This is a genomic window from Hansschlegelia quercus, from assembly GCF_004310425.1.
In the GTDB taxonomy this organism is placed as follows: domain Bacteria; phylum Pseudomonadota; class Alphaproteobacteria; order Rhizobiales; family Methylopilaceae; genus Methylopila; species Methylopila quercus.
Map to the genome: position 1 here is coordinate 114,056 of NZ_SIUB01000005.1, position 16,603 is coordinate 130,658.

Annotated in this window: 14 protein-coding genes; 10 read left to right on the forward strand and 4 right to left on the reverse strand. The window is 67.7% G+C overall.

Annotation, left to right across the window (positions count from 1 at the left end):
* Positions 1-12: 12 nt before the first annotated feature.
* The 3 genes from EYR15_RS11520 to EYR15_RS11530 all read right to left on the reverse strand — a co-directional run bounded on the left by EYR15_RS11520 (position 13) and on the right by EYR15_RS11530 (position 4,241).
* A complete protein-coding gene (locus tag EYR15_RS11520; RefSeq protein ID WP_131003693.1) occupies positions 13-1,248 on the reverse strand; it encodes an NAD(P)/FAD-dependent oxidoreductase in 1,236 nt (411 codons plus the stop codon).
* Entirely contained in the window at positions 1,245-2,624 is a 1,380-nt protein-coding gene (locus tag EYR15_RS11525) for an NAD(P)/FAD-dependent oxidoreductase (RefSeq protein ID WP_131003694.1), read from the reverse strand. The genes EYR15_RS11520 and EYR15_RS11525 overlap by 4 nt, the downstream gene beginning before the upstream one ends.
* Before the next feature lie 93 nt (positions 2,625-2,717).
* Positions 2,718-4,241 (reverse strand): amino acid permease, encoded by a 1,524-nt coding sequence (locus EYR15_RS11530; protein ID WP_131003695.1) that lies wholly within the window; start codon positions 4,239-4,241, stop codon positions 2,718-2,720.
* A gap of 239 nt (positions 4,242-4,480) precedes the next feature.
* Here EYR15_RS11530 and EYR15_RS11535 point away from each other — a divergent pair, with 239 nt between their 5' ends.
* Complete coding sequence (locus tag EYR15_RS11535) at positions 4,481-5,254, forward strand: DeoR/GlpR family DNA-binding transcription regulator (protein ID WP_131003696.1); 774 nt, start codon at positions 4,481-4,483, stop codon at positions 5,252-5,254.
* A 96-nt stretch (positions 5,255-5,350) separates the two neighbouring features.
* Positions 5,351-6,835 (forward strand): AAA family ATPase, encoded by a 1,485-nt coding sequence (locus EYR15_RS11540; protein WP_205741629.1) that lies wholly within the window; start codon positions 5,351-5,353, stop codon positions 6,833-6,835.
* Between the two features lie 4 nt (positions 6,836-6,839).
* Here EYR15_RS11540 and EYR15_RS11545 read toward each other — a convergent pair whose 3' ends face one another.
* The gene (locus EYR15_RS11545; protein ID WP_131003698.1) at positions 6,840-8,156 is read right to left on the reverse strand and encodes an MFS transporter; all 1,317 of its coding nucleotides are present in this window, start codon (positions 8,154-8,156) and stop codon (positions 6,840-6,842) included.
* Between the two features lie 238 nt (positions 8,157-8,394).
* Between EYR15_RS11545 and cyoA the strand changes: the two genes are divergently transcribed.
* From cyoA to EYR15_RS11585, 8 genes are read left to right on the forward strand one after another with little or no spacing between them, the layout of a single operon-like run.
* Positions 8,395-9,513: a ubiquinol oxidase subunit II gene (gene cyoA / locus EYR15_RS11550; RefSeq protein WP_245498268.1), complete on the forward strand. Its 1,119-nt coding sequence runs from the start codon at positions 8,395-8,397 to the stop codon at positions 9,511-9,513.
* A gap of 4 nt (positions 9,514-9,517) precedes the next feature.
* A complete protein-coding gene (cyoB, locus tag EYR15_RS11555; protein ID WP_131003700.1) occupies positions 9,518-11,521 on the forward strand; it encodes a cytochrome o ubiquinol oxidase subunit I in 2,004 nt (667 codons plus the stop codon).
* Positions 11,522-11,525: 4 nt separating this feature from the next.
* A complete protein-coding gene (cyoC, locus tag EYR15_RS11560; RefSeq protein WP_131003701.1) occupies positions 11,526-12,155 on the forward strand; it encodes a cytochrome o ubiquinol oxidase subunit III in 630 nt (209 codons plus the stop codon).
* A complete protein-coding gene (cyoD, locus tag EYR15_RS11565) occupies positions 12,155-12,544 on the forward strand; it encodes a cytochrome o ubiquinol oxidase subunit IV (RefSeq protein WP_131003702.1) in 390 nt (129 codons plus the stop codon). Before cyoC ends, cyoD begins: the two co-directional genes overlap by 1 nt.
* Positions 12,541-13,335 carry an SURF1 family protein gene (locus EYR15_RS11570; protein ID WP_382239703.1) on the forward strand — a complete coding sequence of 265 codons (795 nt, stop codon included), beginning with the start codon at positions 12,541-12,543 and terminating at the stop codon, positions 13,333-13,335. The genes cyoD and EYR15_RS11570 overlap by 4 nt, the downstream gene beginning before the upstream one ends.
* A 56-nt stretch (positions 13,336-13,391) precedes the next feature.
* Positions 13,392-14,645, forward strand: coding sequence for an ATP-binding protein (locus EYR15_RS11575; RefSeq protein WP_131003859.1), 1,254 nt, complete (start codon positions 13,392-13,394; stop codon positions 14,643-14,645).
* Positions 14,635-15,174, forward strand: a complete 540-nt coding sequence (locus EYR15_RS11580) for a response regulator transcription factor (protein WP_131003704.1) — start codon at positions 14,635-14,637, stop codon at positions 15,172-15,174. The genes EYR15_RS11575 and EYR15_RS11580 overlap by 11 nt, the downstream gene beginning before the upstream one ends.
* Positions 15,171-16,580 carry an amidase gene (locus tag EYR15_RS11585; protein ID WP_131003705.1) on the forward strand — a complete coding sequence of 470 codons (1,410 nt, stop codon included), beginning with the start codon at positions 15,171-15,173 and terminating at the stop codon, positions 16,578-16,580. The genes EYR15_RS11580 and EYR15_RS11585 overlap by 4 nt, the downstream gene beginning before the upstream one ends.
* Positions 16,581-16,603 lie beyond the last annotated feature (23 nt).

Genomic DNA, 16,603 nt, shown 5'->3' on the forward strand with positions numbered 1-16,603 from the left:
GGCGTTAACGCGTCATCGCTCTTCGAGCGAGATCGTGACGTCGCCGGAAACCGGCCCTAGCAAATCCGAGCGGAACAGCACGCGCTGCTCCGCCCGCGCGGCGACCGGCGCGGACGCGAGTTCGCGGCCCTTGCCCCTGGCGACGAGCCGCCCTTCCGACCGTGCCCCGAGCCGCAGCTGCAGCTGAGAGAGCCCGCCGCCGCCCAGAGCGAGGCGCTGAGGCACGACATAGCGCACCCCCGGCCCCGGCCGCAGCCGCGCCGCCCCCTGGTGAACGGGGAGCAAACCTTTCATATCCTCGGCGATAAAGCCCGCGACCCGCCGTCCTTCCTCCCATGACCAGCCGGCCGTCTCGACCGGGCGCAGCACATTGCCGGCCGCGAAGATGCGGGGATCGCTGGTGCGGCCGAACTGGTCGATCGAGGGCCCGAGCGTTCCCCGATCGAGCTCCAGCCCCGCGGCCCGAACCAGCGTCGCCTCGGGCTGGAAGCCGCCGGTGAAGACCACGCCGTCGCACGCGATGGTCTCCGTCCCGCCTCCAGCGAGCCGAAGCGTCACTCCTTCGACCCGCGGGGCGCCGAAAATGTCGACGATCTCGGCGCTGTAGAAGCGTGGGACCCCAAGCAGCCAGGGCAGCATCATGTAGACTTCGGGAACCGTCGGCCCCGCGCCCGTCTCCACCATGGCGACGGGCTCCGCGCCGATCGCGCGGCAGGTCAACAGGCTGGACAGCGCCACGAGCTCGGTGCCGACGATGAGCGGTCGTCGGAACGGCGCAAGGCGCTCGAGATAGGCGTAGGCCTGCAGCGCGCCGGTGTTCATGACGCCGAGCGGCCGGTCGCCCGAGGCGAAACGCTGGGCGCGCGTGCGCTCGCGTACCCCGGTCGCGAGCAGGATCCGCTCGGCGCGCACGGCGCTCACGCCTTCCGGAGAGGTCAGCGTGACGGCGGGATCGTCGCCGTCGCGATCGATCGCGACGACCGTCGTCTGCAGCCTGAGATCGACGCCGGCGCGCGCGGCCCGGCGGGCCAGCCGACGCGCGTAGCTCGGACCGGTCAGGACGCATTTGAACTCGCGCATGCCGAAAGGCGGATGCCCGCAATGCCTAGGCACGCCGCCGGCCTCGCGCTCGCGCTCCACCACGACGACGGAGCCGACGCCGAGCCGCTTGAGCTCGGTCGCGGCGGCGAGGCCAGCAGGCCCGGCGCCGACGATGACCACGTTCGTATGGTCGGCCGGTACGCTCACGCGGCCTCGTCCTTCGCGAGCGGCGCGGCAAAGCGGCCGGCAGTCAGGCTCGCCAGCCGCGCGTTACAGTTGAAGCCCTGGCAGCGGCCCATCCCGGCTCGGGTTCGTCGCTTAAGGCCGCCGAAATCGCCCGGCGGCACAGGGCCGTCGAGGGCGATTTCGATCTCGCGCCGCGTGACCAATTCGCAATGGCACACGATCTCGCCATGGTCGGATTGCTCCCAATCGCGCGGAAGGTGTTCGGCGATGTTCGGAACCTTAGGCCAGACCGGATCCTTCGCAGCCGCGTGGCCCTGGCCGATCTCGCTGTAGATCCTCACCGCCAAAGCAGCGAGGCCGAGCGAGGCCGTCAGGCCCGTCGAGCGCACGCCGCCGAGGCTGATCCAGCGCCGCTCGGCCTCGACGCGGATACGATATCCCTTTTCCTCGGACGCGGGCCTGAGCCCGGCATAAACGGCGGTGACGTCCACCTCCGCCAGCGCCGGCACCATCTCGACGGCGCGCGCGACGAGGCCCTTGAGCGTCGCCTCCTCGACGGTGGCGCGCGTGCGGTCCTCCTGCTCCTCCGCGGTGGGGCCGACGAGGACGTTGCCGAAGGCGGTGCGGCACAGCACGACACCCTTGGTTCGCTCATTCGGCACGGGCAGCACGATGCTCCGGACAAGTTTCGCCGCCGCCTTGTCGAAGACGACGAACTGGCCCTTGCGCGGCCTGATTTCGAAGGACGCGTCGCCGAGGAGTAAGCGCTCGATCCGGTCTCCGTAGAGACCGGCGGCGTTGATGACGGCGTTGGCGCGCACCTCCCCGGTCGAGGTCGAGAGCCGCCAGACCTCGCCGTCGAAGTCGCCGCCGAGAACCTCCGTTGAGAAACGGAGCTCGGCGCCCTGGGTCTTGGCTTCGATCAGATAAGCGAGGAAGGGCGACCAAGGGTCGATCACGTGTTCGCCCGGCACAAGCAGCGCTTCGAGCACGCTCCGCGAGAGCTCCGGCTCGCGCAAGCGGATTTCGGCGGCGGTCAGTCGCCGGACATCCGTCACGCCGTTTTCGATCGCTTGGGCCTCGATGCCGTCAAGCGCCGCGCGCTCGGCCTCGGACCAGGCGACGACTATCGCGCCGGTCTCCAGCAAAGGCAGGTTCATCCGCTCGCGGATCGCGAGGTATTCCCGGCGACCCTCCTGCATGCAGGCGAGCTCTACGCTGCCTCGCGGCGCATCGAAGCCGGTGTGCAGGATGGCGCTGTTGGCTTTGCTCGCGCCCGAAAGCAGGTCAGCGCCCTTTTCGAGCAGGACGACCTTGGCGCCTTCGAGCGCGAACCGGCGCGCCGCGGCGCAGCCGACGGCGCCGGCCCCGATGATCGCGATATCCGCGGTGGACACGTTCACGCTCCATGCGCGGCCGAAATGCGAGACGGCCAGAAAAAGAGGCGCCCGTCCCGCGGAGGGACGGGCGCCGTTCGTCTCAGGATTGGCTCAGGCTTTCCGTCCGAGCGCCTGCTCGGCGGCGGCGATCTCCGCCTGGCGTCGGGCGATCGCAGCGCCGATTGGAGGACCGGAGAAGCGCTTGCGCTCCAGGCCGAACCACAGGACCAGCAGCAGGACGATCAGCCCGATCGCGTAGTTGATCAGGATGTCGAAAGGCGGCTGGATGCCGGCGTACATCAGGATCAGCACGCCAAGGCAGGCGAGAACGCCCAGCGGCTTCGACCAAACGCCGAGGCGGAACGGGCCGAACTCCGTCCAGGTCTTGCCTTCCGCCAGAATGCCGGCGGCGATCGGCATCACGTAGGACACGTAGAGGAACAGCGCGCAGCCGGCGGCGAGAGCCGCGAATGCCGGGGAGTAGAGCGTCGCGCAGACCGAGAGAACTGCGCCGAGCCAGATCGCGGGCACCGGCGTGCGCCACTTCGGGCTGACCTGCTTCCACATCGACGAGCCCGGCAGGCCGCCGTCCCGGGCGAAGGCGTAGATCATGCGCGAGGTCGAGGTGAGACCCGCGAGCGCGCAGATGAAGTTCGCCAGCACGATCGCGATCGCGATGATGTCCTTCAGCCAGACAGGCGCCGGCAGGGTGTTGAACATGTTGAACCAGGCGTTCGCGCCGTCCTTGGCTGTCGCCGTCAGATCCGGGCTCGCGAGCACGAAAGAGGCCGCCATCACGAAGCCGAACACCAGCGACCAGAACACTGAATGGATCATGCCGCGGGGCACCGCGCGGCGGGCGTCGGCGGTCTCTTCCGAGGTGTGCGCCGACGCGTCGAAGCCGGTGATCGTGTAGAGCGGGTAGAGCAGGCCGACGAGGAAGGCGACGATCGCGGTCCTCGGCTCCGGCACGTAGCCGCCGCCGGGCTCGCCGGTGTTGTTCACGAAAGTGGTCAGCCGCGAGATGTCCCAGGTCGCGCCCCAGATCAGGAACATCGCGGTGAGCACGACCGCGACGACCAGGATCATGTAGCCCGAGAAATCGGTCAGCATCGTCGTCAGCTTGATGCCGAAATGGTTCACCAGCGCCTGAGCGAGCGTGATCAGCGTAACGCCGATGATCTGTTCCTGCACGCCCCAGGCCGAGACGTCGTAGTGGAACACGCCGGCCCAGACGAGGTCGCGGAACAGCAGAAAGACGCCGACATTCACCGACGCCACGACGAAGATCAGGCCGAGCAGGTTGATCCACGCCGTCGCCCAGCCCCAGCCGCGGCCGCCGAGGATGGACGACCAGTGATAGAGCGCGCCGGCCGTCGGATAGGCCGAGGCGATCTGGCCGAGGCAGGCCGCGACGAGCAGCGCGAACAGGCCGCCGATGATCCAGCCGATCGTGGCCTCGAAGCCGCCGCCGGTCGCCATGGCGAGCGGGAACGATGTGATGCCGCCTGCGAGAATGCAGATGATCGAGAACGATATCGCGAAATTCGAGAAGCCGCCCATGCGCCGCGCCAGCTCCTGCGCATAGCCCATGGAATGGAGGACTCTGGTGTCCTCGTCGTGATGATCCGTCATGCCGACCCCTTCGCCCATGTTCGGCCTTCCCTCGTGGACCGACCGTCGTTCCCCCGCCGCCGCGACCGGCTGCGCGCCCGCTCCATTCGAAGAGCCTTGCGTGATCGCGACCCGATCTGGCGTAAGGCCCTTCCTGTGGAGCGGGAAACGTCGCATCCTCGGATGCGGCGCCCGTTCGGTCAAGACGGGTGACTGTTCGGTAATTAGGCGGGGCCGCCCAAAATGCGCACAATCCGGCCATGAATCCGGAACAACGGCGGGAGCGGATCGTCGCGCTGACGCTTCAGCGCGAGCGCGTGGCGGTCGACGAACTCGCCGCGGCGCTGAAATCCTCGCGCGAGACGATCCGGCGGGATCTTTCGGAACTCGACCGCCGCGGTCGGCTCAGAAAGATCCATGGCGGCGCGACCATTGCGGAATCAGCGCTGGTGGAGCCCGGCAGCGAGAGTCCGTTTCAGATGCGGCTCGGCGAGAACATCGCCGCCAAGCGCGCCATCGCCCGCCGCGCCGCGCCGCTTTTCCAGCCGGGCGAAACCCTGTTCGTCGACACCGGCAGCACCACCATCCTGTTTGCGGAGGAGATCGCTCACGCGACCGGCCTTACGGTTGTCACCAATTCCGCGGCCATCGCGGCTTTCGCCGGCCGCGGTCCGGAAAGCAGCGTATTCCTGATCGGCGGCGCGTATCGCAATGACGGAGCGGAGAGCGTCGGACCGCTGGCCGTGGAGCAGATCGCCCGCTTCCATGCGGACCACGCCGTGCTCACGGTCGGCGCAATCGGCGAGGTCGGCCTGCTCGATTATGATCTCGAGGAAGCGCTGGTCGCGCGCGCCATGATCGCGCACGCCCGCTCCGTAACCGTGCTGGCGGATTCCTCGAAGTTCGGGCATTCGGCGCTGTTCAAGGTGGCGCCGCTCGGCGCGGTTGACCGGATCGTGACCGAACGGTCGCCGGTTCAAGCTCTCGAGACCACAATTGCGGCGGCCGGAATCGATCTGATCCTCTCGTCTTAAGGCTGCGCGGGCTCTTCTCTGGGGAAAAGACCGTTCGACGCTTGGACCTAGCGGTCATGATCGGCGACGGTCGCGGCGGCGGGCTCTCCCAAGGGAATGCGTTTTTCAATGACGATCGGCATCGAGATCGGCGCGAAGCGCACAGGCGAGCGCGCGGTCTTCGACCTTGAGGAGCTGCTCGCGACGCGCCTGCTGGTGCAGGGCAATTCGGGCTCGGGCAAGTCGCATCTGCTGCGTCGTCTGCTCGAGCAGAGCGCCCCTTGGGTGCAGCAATGCGTGATCGATCCAGAGGGCGACTTCGTCACGCTCGCCGACCGCTTCGGCCATGTCGTGATCGACGCCGCCCATGCCGAACGGGAGCTCGCGGCGATCGCCGACCGGGTGCGGCGGCATCGCGTCTCCGTGGTGTTCAACCTCGAGGGCCTCGAGGTCGAGAAGCAGATGCGCGCCGCCGCTCTGTTCCTCAACGCGCTGTTCGAGGCGGACCGCGATCACTGGTATCCGATGCTGGTGGTGGTCGACGAGGCGCAGCTGTTCGCGCCCGCGGCCTCGGGCGACGCCGACGAGGAGTCCCGACGCCAGTCGCTCGCCGCGATGACGAATCTGATGTGCCGGGGGCGCAAGCGCGGGCTCGCCGGCGTGATCGCGACCCAGCGGCTCGCGAAACTCGCCAAGAACGTCGCCGCGGAAGCCTCGAACTTCCTGATGGGGCGCACCTTCCTCGATATCGACATGGCGCGCGCAGCCGATCTGCTCGGCATGGAACGGCGTCAAGCGGAGACATTCCGCAACCTGGATCGCGGGCATTTCGTGGCGCTCGGCCCCGCGATCGGCCGCAAGCCGGAAGCCGTCAAGATCGGCGCGGTGGAGACCGAGCCGCGCGGCGGCGGGCCGAAGCTGACGCCGCTGCCGGAGACCGCAGAGGACGCGGCCGGCCTGATCTTCCGCCGAGGCGCCGACGAGGCGGGGCCGCGGCCTCGCGCACTGCCGCGCGAAACCGCCGAGGAGGTGCTGGCGCGGCTCGCCGAGCCCCGGCCGAGCGACGCGCCCGAAGCGCCGGTCGACCTGTTCTTCGGCGCTGAGCGCGACGCCGCCGTGAGCGCGATCGTCGCGGAAATGATGGTCGAGCCCGAGGCGGGCTTTCAGCCGGTCGCCCTACTCTACCAGGACTTCCTGGTCCGGTGCCGAATCGCGCGGATGCCCGGCGAGCCGATCGATTTGCCGCGGTTCCGGAAGGAGCTCGCGCTCGCCAAGGCCGGCTTCGGCGAAGGCTCCGTCGCGACTTCAGACTGGGATCAGGCGACGCTGGTCGCCTCCGGCCTGCCGGACGACGTGCAGGGCGTGTTTTTACTACTGGCGAAGGCAGCGCTCTCGAAGGCCCCCTGCCCGTCAGACGACGAGATCGCCCGCGCCTACGGCACGAGGTCGACCGGCCGGGCGCGGAGACTGCTGGCGCATATGGAGGATCGCGGCTTCCTCACCTGCGCTTCCGACCTTCGCGGGCGGCGCATCGTCATGCTGCCCGATCTCGGCTGGCAGACCGCGCCGGGCGCGGCGGACCTTGCCGCCGCCGCCGGCTGAACGCTCAGTCGTTCCTGACGAGTTGGCGGTTGATCGCAAGCGACGCCAGCGTGCACACGGCGCCCGAGAACAGATAGATCCCGACGAAGGCGAGACCGAACCGGCTCGACACGCCAAGCGCCACGAGCGGCGCGAACGCCGCGCCGATGAGCCAGGCCAGATCGGATGTGAGCGCGGCGCCGGTGTAGCGGTAGCGGCTCGAGAAATTCGACGTGAGCGCGCCCGAGGACTGACCAAAGGTCAGGCCGAGCAACGCGAAGCCGATCAGAATGAAGGCCGTCTCCGATTTTACTCCGCCGCCGAGCAGGAAGGGCGTCAGGATCGCGAAGCCCGCGATCAGCACCGCACAGACGCCGAGGAGAGTGCGGCGGCCGATGCGATCGGCGATCAGCCCGGAGGCGACGATCGCGGCGACGCAGACCAGCGCGCCCGACATCTCGATGAACAGGAAGTCGCGCGCCGAGAGATCGGTGAACAGCGTGACGTAGGACAACGGGAAGATCGTGACGAGGTGGAACAGCGCGAAGCTCGCGAGCGGCGCGAAGGCGCCGATCAGCACGTTGCGGCCCTCCTCGCGCAGCATCCGGAACACGCCGACGGGCGCGAGCTCTCGCGTCTCGAGCAGCTGCGAATAGGCTTCGCTCAGCACAAGTCGCAGCCGCGCGAACAGCGCGACGACGTTGATCGCGAAGGCGCAGAAGAACGGATAGCGCCAGCCCCAGTCGAGGAACTCCGCGTCGGACAGCACGCCGACGAAGAAGGCGAACAGGCCGCTTGCCATCAGGAAGCCGAACGGGGCGCCGAGCTGCGGCATCATCGCGTACCAGCCGCGTTTGCCGGGAGGCGCGTTCAGCGACAGCAGCGAGGCGAGGCCGTCCCACGCGCCAGCGAGGCCGAGGCCCTGGCCGATCCGGAAGATCGCAAGCAGCGCGGCCGCCGCATAGCCGATGCTCTGATAGTTCGGCAGGAAGCTGATCGCGGCGGTCGAGCTGCCTAGCAGGAAGAGCGCGATCGTCATCTTGACGCCGCGGCCGTGCCTGCGGCCGACCCACATGAAGATCGCCGAACCGACCGGCCGCACGATGAAGGCGAGCGAGAAGATCGCGAAGGAGAGCAGCGTGCCTTCGAGCGGCGCGATATGGGGGAACAGGAGCCGCGGGAACACCAGCACCGAGGCGATGCCGTAGACGAAGAAGTCGAAGAACTCCGACGTCCGGCCGATGACGACGGCGGTCGCGATCTCGCCAGGCGAAACCTTGCCGTGCGCCGTCCCGTCCCTGTGACCGGCGGAGCCGGCGGTGATTGCGACGTCTTGGCTCATCGGTTCTCGCCCATCGGTCTCGGCTCTCAAAAACGCCTGAGGATCGCCGGCATTGCGCCGATCCACAATGCCCGGACACGGCCGCCGGTTCAAACTCGAAGCTTCGCGAAGCGGGTTTCTCGTGTGTAATGCTATCGACGAGCCTTCGCCGATAGGACAAACCGTCCAATGTCCCGTCGGACGCTCCAGGCTTAACCCGGCGGGACGACGTCCCGATCCGCCAAGGATGGCTTCGCCCGTGCGCGCTCTTCGACTGACGGCGCTTCTGCCGCTCCTCCTGATTCTCACCGGCTGCGACTGGGTCGTCATGTCGCCATCCGGCGACGTGGCGATGCAGCAGCGCGACCTGATCGTCATCTCGACGGCCTTGATGCTGCTGATCATCGTCCCGGTGATCGCGCTGACGCTTCTGTTCGCATGGCGCTATCGCTCTTCGAACAAGGACGCGACCTACGATCCCGACTGGCACCATTCAACGCAGCTCGAGGTGGTGATCTGGGCGGCCCCGTTGGTCATCATCATCGCGCTCGGCGCCATCACCTGGGTCTCGACCCACCTGCTCGATCCCTACCGTCCGCTCAACCGGGTCGCCGACGGCCGCTCCGTCGATCAGGCGGCGCAGCCGCTCGAGGTGCAGGCGGTCGCGCTCGACTGGAAGTGGCTGTTCATCTACCCGCAATACGGCATCGCGACAGTCAACGAGCTCGCCGCGCCGGTCGATCGGCCGATCAGCTTCCGCCTGACCTCCACCAGCGTGATGAACTCATTCTTCATCCCCGCGCTCGCTGGCCAGATCTACGCCATGCCCGGCATGGACACGAAGCTCCACGCGGTCATCAACAAGGCCGGCGTCTTTAACGGGTTTTCAGCGAACTACAGCGGCGCGGGCTTCTCCGACATGCGCTTCAAGTTCCACGGCGTTAGCGGCGAAGAGTTCGAAAAGTGGGTGGCTGACATCAAGGCGGGCCAGGGCGGCAACCTCGACCGAGCCGCCTATACCGGCCTTGCGGAGCCGAGCGTCAAAGAGGCCCCGAAGCGCTTCCAGTCGGTCGCGCCGGACCTCTACGACGCGATCCTCAACCGCTGCGTCGACCCCGCCCGCATGTGCATGAAGGACATGATGGCGGTCGACGCCGAAGGCGGCATGGGAATGGCGGGCCTCCGCAATGTCTTCGAGCGGCGGGTCGACGTCCCCGGCGCGCCTCCTGCGACCGGGTCGCGCTTCGTCGCGGCCGTGTGCACCCCCCAGCGGCCGCGGGACGGCGAGATCAAGTCAGCCGCCGCAACCCCTATCGCGTTCGATAAGCCTCTGATCGACGGCGCTCAGCCGCGGTCCGCCGGCGGAATGACCGAGTGATCCGATGACACCGAACCCCGCCTCCGAAAGCGTCCTGTTCGGCAAGCTCTCGCTCGCCGCAATCCCGCTGCATGAGCCGATCCTGCTTGCGACCTTCGCGGTCGTCGCCATCGGCGGCGTCGCGGTCCTCGGCGCGCTCACCTATTACCGCGTCTGGGGCTGGCTCTGGCGCGACTGGCTGACCTCGATCGACCACAAGAAGATCGGGATCATGTACATGATCCTCGGCGTCATCATGCTGCTGCGCGGCTTCTCCGACGCGATCATGATGCGTCTCCAGCAGGCGATCGCCTTCGGCGGATCAGAAGGTTACCTGCCGCCGCACCACTACGACCAGATCTTCACGGCGCACGGCGTGATCATGATCTTCTTCGTGGCGATGCCGTTCATCACCGGCATGATGAACTATATCGTCCCGCTGCAAATCGGGGCGCGCGACGTCGCCTTCCCCTTCCTCAACAATTTCAGCTTCTGGATGACGACCGGCGGCGCCGTGCTCGTCATGATGTCGCTGTTCGTCGGCGAGTTCGCGGCGACCGGCTGGCTCGCTTATCCGCCGCTCTCGGGGATCGAATCAAGTCCGACCGTCGGCGTCGACTACTACATCTGGGCGCTGCAGGTGGCGGGCGTCGGCACGCTGCTCTCCGGCGTCAACCTGATCGCGACCATCGTGAAGATGCGCGCGCCCGGCATGACCATGATGCGCCTGCCGATCTTCGTGTGGACGGCGCTCTGCTCGAACATCCTGATCGTGGCCTCGTTCCCGGTGCTGACGGCGACGCTCGCGCTGCTCTCGGCCGACCGCTACCTCGGAACGGCGTTCTTCACGAACGATTTCGGCGGCAGCGCCATGATGTACGTGAACCTGATCTGGATCTGGGGCCACCCGGAGGTCTACATCCTGATCCTGCCGGCCTTTGGCATCTTCTCCGAAGTGACCGCCACCTATTGCGGCAAGCGTCTCTTTGGCTACGCCTCGATGGTCTACGCGACGGTCGTCATCACGATCCTCTCCTACCTCGTTTGGCTCCACCACTTCTTCACGATGGGGTCCGGCGCGAGCGTGAACTCGTTCTTCGGCATTACGACGATGATCATCTCGATCCCCACGGGCGCGAAGATCTTCAACTGGCTGTTCACGATGTATCGCGGCCGCATCCGCTTCGAGCTGCCGATGATGTGGACGGTCTCCTTTATGGTGACCTTCGTGATCGGCGGCATGACCGGCGTGCTGCTCGCCGTGCCGCCGGCCGACTTCGTGCTGCACAACTCGCTGTTCCTGATCGCGCACTTCCATAACGTGATCATCGGCGGGGTGCTGTTCGGTCTGTTCGCCGGCATCGCCTACTGGTTCCCCAAGGCCTTCGGCTTCAAGCTCAACACCTTCTGGGGGACGATCTCCTTCTGGTGCTGGACGATCGGCTTCTACGTCGCCTTCATGCCGCTCTACGTGCTCGGCTTGATGGGCGTGACGCGTCGTCTGTCGAAGTTCGACGATCCGTCCCTGCAGATCTGGTTCGTCATCGCGGCCCTTGGCGCCGGACTGATCGCGATCGGCATCGCCTCGTTCCTCATCCAGATTTATGTGAGCTTCCGCGACCGCGAGGCGCTGACCGACACGACCGGCGACCCCTGGGACGGCCGCACGCTGGAATGGTCCACGTCGTCTCCGCCGCCGGCCTACAACTTCGCCTTCACGCCCGTGGTGCACGACCTCGACGCCTGGCACGACATGAAGAAGCGCGGCTATGTCAGGCCGACCGACGGCTTCATCCCGATCCATATGCCGAAGAACACCGGCGCGGGCGTCGTCCTGGCCGGGATCAGCACCCTGCTCGGCTTCGCGCTGATCTGGCATATTTGGTGGCTCGCCGGCCTGAGCTTTGTCGCGCTGATAGCGACCGCCATCGGGCACACGTTCAACTACAGCCGCGACTTCCACATCCCGGCCTCGGACGTCGTCATGACGGAGAACGAGCGCACCCGCCTGCTCGGCGCGGGAGCCTGAACCGATGACCGCTCAAGCCCCCGCCTCCACCGTCCCCGCCGACGATGGCGTGAACTTCTACACCCGGGAGGAGCATCACCCCGAGAACGGGACGCTGCTCGGCTTCTGGATCTACCTGATGAGCGACTGTCTCATCTTCGCGGTTCTGTTCGCCTGTTACGGCGTGCTCGGCCGGTCCTATGCGGCCGGTCCCTCGGGCGCCGACCTATTCGATCTGAAGCTCGTCGCCCTCAACACGCTGTTCCTGCTGTTGTCGTCGATCACCTATGGCTTCGCCATGCTGGAGATGGCGAAGAACCGCACGGCGACGACGCTGCTCTGGCTCGGCGTCACCGGTTTCTTCGGCCTCTGCTTCCTCAGCGTGGAGCTCTACGAGTTCCACCATCTGATCGAGGAGGGCGCGACGCCGCAGCGCTCGGCGTTCCTGTCGTCGTTCTTCACGCTTGTCGGCACCCATGGCCTGCACGTGACCTTCGGCTCCATCTGGCTCGTCACGCTGATGGTCCAGGTCGCCCGCCTGGGACTGACGGCCGAGAACAAGCGGCGGCTGATGTGCCTGTCGATGTTCTGGCATTTCCTCGACGTCGTCTGGATCGGCGTCTTCACCTTCGTCTACCTGATGGGGACGCTGTGATGTCCAGCGAAGCGCACGCCGCGCACGGCCACGGCCACGAACCCGGCCACGAGGAAGCCGCCCACGGCTCGATGAAGGGCTATGTCACCGGCTTCGTGCTCTCGGTGATCCTGACTGCGATTCCGTTCTGGATCGTGATGGGCGACGTGTTCCGCGAGCCGGCGACCGCCGCGATCGTCGTGATGGTCTTCGCGGTCGCGCAGATCGTCGTGCACATGGTCTACTTCCTCCACATGAACGCCAAATCGGAGGGCGGCTGGACCATGCTCGCGATGATCTTCACCGTCGTGCTGGTCATCATCACACTGTCAGGCTCGCTATGGGTGATGTTCCACCTCAAGTCGAACATGATGCCGGGCGGAACCCACACGATGGGCGCGCCTCAGTGAGCGGCGCGGCGGCCGGTCCTCGCGCCGCCGCCGCTTCCGCCAGTCAGGGGGCGAAAGAGCGGCCTTCGGCGGCGCGGCCGCGCTCCGCCGCAACCCTCGTCGTCCTCGCGCTCGCCGCCCTTGTGGCGTTTTCAGGCTTCGCCGCGCTAGGCGTCTGGCAGATCGAACGGCGCGCCTGGAAACTTGACCTGATCGAGCGGGTCGACGCTCGCTTCCACGCAGCGCCCGTTCCCGCGCCCGGCCCCGCCGAGTGGCCCCAAATCTCCGCCGAGCGCGACGAATACCGCCGGGTGCGCCTCGACGGCGCCTTCCTTCCGGGCCGCGAGACCTTCGTGCAGGCGGTGACGGACCTTGGCGCGGGCTTCTGGGCGCTCGCGCCGTTCCGGACGCGCGACGGCTTCACCGTCCTGGTCAATCGCGGCTTCGTCGCCGCCGACCATCGCGCGGAAGCCGCGGCTCCTGCCGCCGAGACATCCGTCGCCGGTCTGCTTCGCATGACGGAGCCGAAGGGCGGCTTTCTTCGCGCCAACGACCCCGCCACCGACACCTGGCGCTCCCGTGACGTCGCGGCGATCGCTCAAGCCCGCGGCTTAAGCGACGCGGCGCCCTACTTCGTCGATGCGGACGCGACGCCCAACCCGGGCGGCGTCCCCTTGGGCGGCCTCACCGTCGTCGCCTTCCGCAACAGCCATCTCGTCTACGCGCTGACCTGGTTCGCCCTCGCCGCGATGGTTCTGGTCGGGGCGGCGATCGTCGCGCGCGGCGAGATCGCGCTGCGCCGGCGTCACTGACCGTGAGCCTCGCGCCGGCGCGAACCGCGCCAGACGATTCCGACATTCGCAAGAACATGCATCAGCTGATCCAGCTGCGCTGGATCGCGGTCGTCGGCCAGATCACCACGATCCTTCTCGTCGAATACTGGCTCGGGGTCGCGCTGCCGCTCGCAGCCATGGCGATGGTGACCGCAGCTCTCGTCGCGCTCAACCTGATCAGCCTCGCAAGGCTTCGGTCGCGCATGTCCGCGACCAACGCCGAGCTGTTCGTCGCGCTCGCCTTCGACGCAGCCGCGCTGACCGCGCAGCTTTATCTCAGCGGCGGGGCCACCAACCCGTTCGCCTTCCTGTTTCTGCTGCACGTCATGCTGAGCGCGCTGCTGCTGGAGGCCTGGTCGACGTGGGCGATCGTCGTGATCACCGTAGCGTGCTTCGCCTTCCTCACCATGAACTACCAGCCGCTTGCGCTGCCTGAGGGGCGGGACGGAGACCTGTTCCGCCTGCACATCGAGGGCATGCTGATCTGCTTCATGCTCAACGCCGCCCTCCTCGTGGTGTTCGTCGCGCGCATCAACCGGAACCTGAAGGAGCGCGACGGACGTCTCGCGACGCTGCGCCAGCATGCAGCCGAGGAAGATCATATCGTGCGCATGGGTCTGCTCGCCTCCGGAGCCGCGCACGAACTCGGAACGCCGCTCGCGACGATCGACGTGATCCTCAGCGATTGGCGGCGAGAAGAGGCGTTGACCTCCGAGCCCGAGCGCGCCGCCGAGATCGACGACATGCTGGCTGAGATCCGTCGCTGCAAGTCGATCGTGGGCGGCATCCTGCTTTCAGCCGGCGAGGCGCGCGGCGAGGAGCTGCGGGTGACGACCGTGCGCGCCTTCCTGAACGACATCGTGGAGGACCGCCGAGCCGCGAGGCCAGCTGGCCGCATCGACTTCGACGACGCCTTCGGGGAGGATGTCTCCATCATTTCGGATTCGGCGCTGAAGCAGGTGATCGGGAACGTCATAGACAACGCCGTCGACGCCTCTCCCCGCTGGGTCGGCGTCTCCGCCGTGCGCGAGGGTTCGACGTTGCGGCTCTCCGTCGGGGATTCCGGGCCGGGCTTCACGCGCGAGATGCTGGCGGGCTTCGGCCGCCCCTACTCCTCGACCAAGGGTCGTCCGGGCGGCGGGCTCGGCCTATTTCTCGTCGTCAACGTGCTGCGCAAGCTCGGCGGCGCCGTGGCCGCAGCGAACCGTCCCGAAGGCGGCGCGATCGTGACGCTCTCTTTGCCGCTCGCCGCGCTTTCGATCGACGTCGCGGCGGCCGATGCCCTCTGACAGGCTTCTCGTCATCGTCGAGGACGACGAGAAGTTCGCGAGCACGCTCCGCCGCTCGTTCGAGCGGCGCGGCTACGAGGCGTTGGCGGTCCCCAACCTCGACGCGCTGAACGCCTTGCTGGAGACTAGGAAGCCCGGTTTCGCGGTCGTCGATCTCAGGCTCGCGGCCGGCGCCTCGGGCCTTACCTGCGTGCAGGCGCTCCATACGGCCGACCCGGCGACGCTGATCGTGGTGCTCACGGGCTTCGCGAGCATCGCGACCGCCGTCGAGGCGATCAAGCTCGGCGCCTGCCATTATCTCGTGAAGCCCTCCAACACCGACGACATCGAGGCCGCGTTCACCCGCGGCGGCGACGGCGATGTCGACGCGCCGCTGACCGAGCGGGCGACCTCGATCAAGACGCTCGAATGGGAGCGTATCCACGAGACGTTGATGGAGACCGGCTTCAACATCTCCGAAACCGCCCGTCGGCTCGGCCTCCACCGCCGGACGCTCGCCCGCAAGCTCGAGAAGAGACAGGTGAAATGACTGAGCCGCTCGACCTCACCGCCGGAGAAATCGCAAATGGCGTGGCGCGCGGCCGCTTCAGCGCGGTCGAGATCGTCGAGGCCTCCCTCGCCCGCGCGCACGCCGCGGCGCGAGACTTCAACGCCTTCGTCGTGATCCGTGACGAAGCGGCGCTCGTGGCGGCGCGGCTGGCGGATGAGGCGGTTCAGGCGAAGAAGCCGCTCGGGCCGCTGCACGGGGTGCCCTTCCTCGCAAAGGACCTGACGCCGACCGCGGGAGACATCACCACGCTGGGCTCGTGGAGCTCGGGCGATTACGTGCCCGAGAGTTCCGCGCTGATAGTGCGCCGCCTGCAGGAAGCCGGCGGCATCCTCGTGGGCAAGACGACGAGCCCGGAGTTCGCCCATTCCAGCCTGACCTGGAGCCCGCGTTACGGCGCGACGCGCAACCCTCGCGCGCCGGACCGCACGCCCGGCGGCTCGTCCGGGGGTTCGGCAGCCTCCGTCGCGGCCGGCGTCGTCCCCTTCGCCGAGGGTACCGACATGGGAGGCTCGATCCGCATCCCGGCGTCGTTCTGCGGAGTGGTTGGCCTCAAGCCGAGCCTTGGTCGCATCCCGATGACCATCCTGCCGAGCCTGTTCGACGACATCTCGCATTTTGGGCCGCTCGCCCGCACCGTCGACGACGCCGCCCGCTTCATGGCCGTCGCCGCCGGCCCGAGCGACGAGGACCCGCTGTCGCTGCCGCTCGCTTTCGACCTTGCGGCGACCGCGCCGCGCGACCTCTCCGGAATGCGCTTCGCGCTGTCGATGGACCTGGGGTTCTACGCGGTCGCGCCTGGCGTCGAGGCGGCGGTGCGCCGCGCGGTCGACGCGATCCGCAACGCCGGCGGCGTGGTCGACGAGATCAAGCTCCCTTGGACGCGCGCCGTCCTCGATCGCTGGATCGACCTCTGGGCCGTGTTCATGTCCGCCTATTTCGGCGATCGGCTGGAGGCCTTCCGCGAGCGCATGGATCCCGCGATCGTCGAACTGATCGAGCAGGGCCGCGCGCTCGGCGCGACGGAGTACAAGCGCATCGAGCTCCTGCGCAGCGCGATGTGGCGCGACCTTGCCCGGATCCACGCCGAATATGACGCCCTGCTCTGCCCGACCTGCGCGATCACCGCGCCGCCGATCGAAGCGCGCGACGGGGAGTTCATGGCGGAGGACGAGGCAGGCAAGCTGCTCGGGCTCGACATGACCTGCCCCTTCAACATGACGCCGCACTGCCCCGCGCTGTCGCTCCCGGTCGGGCGCGCGGCCGATGGGCTGCCGGTCGGCCTGCAGATCGTCGGCCGACGGTATCAGGACGAGGCGCTGCTCGGCGTCGCACGATCGATCGAGAGGCTCGGGCTGGACGCGACCTCACGGGCCGCCGCTCTATAAGCTGTCTCATTGCCGCCTCCGCT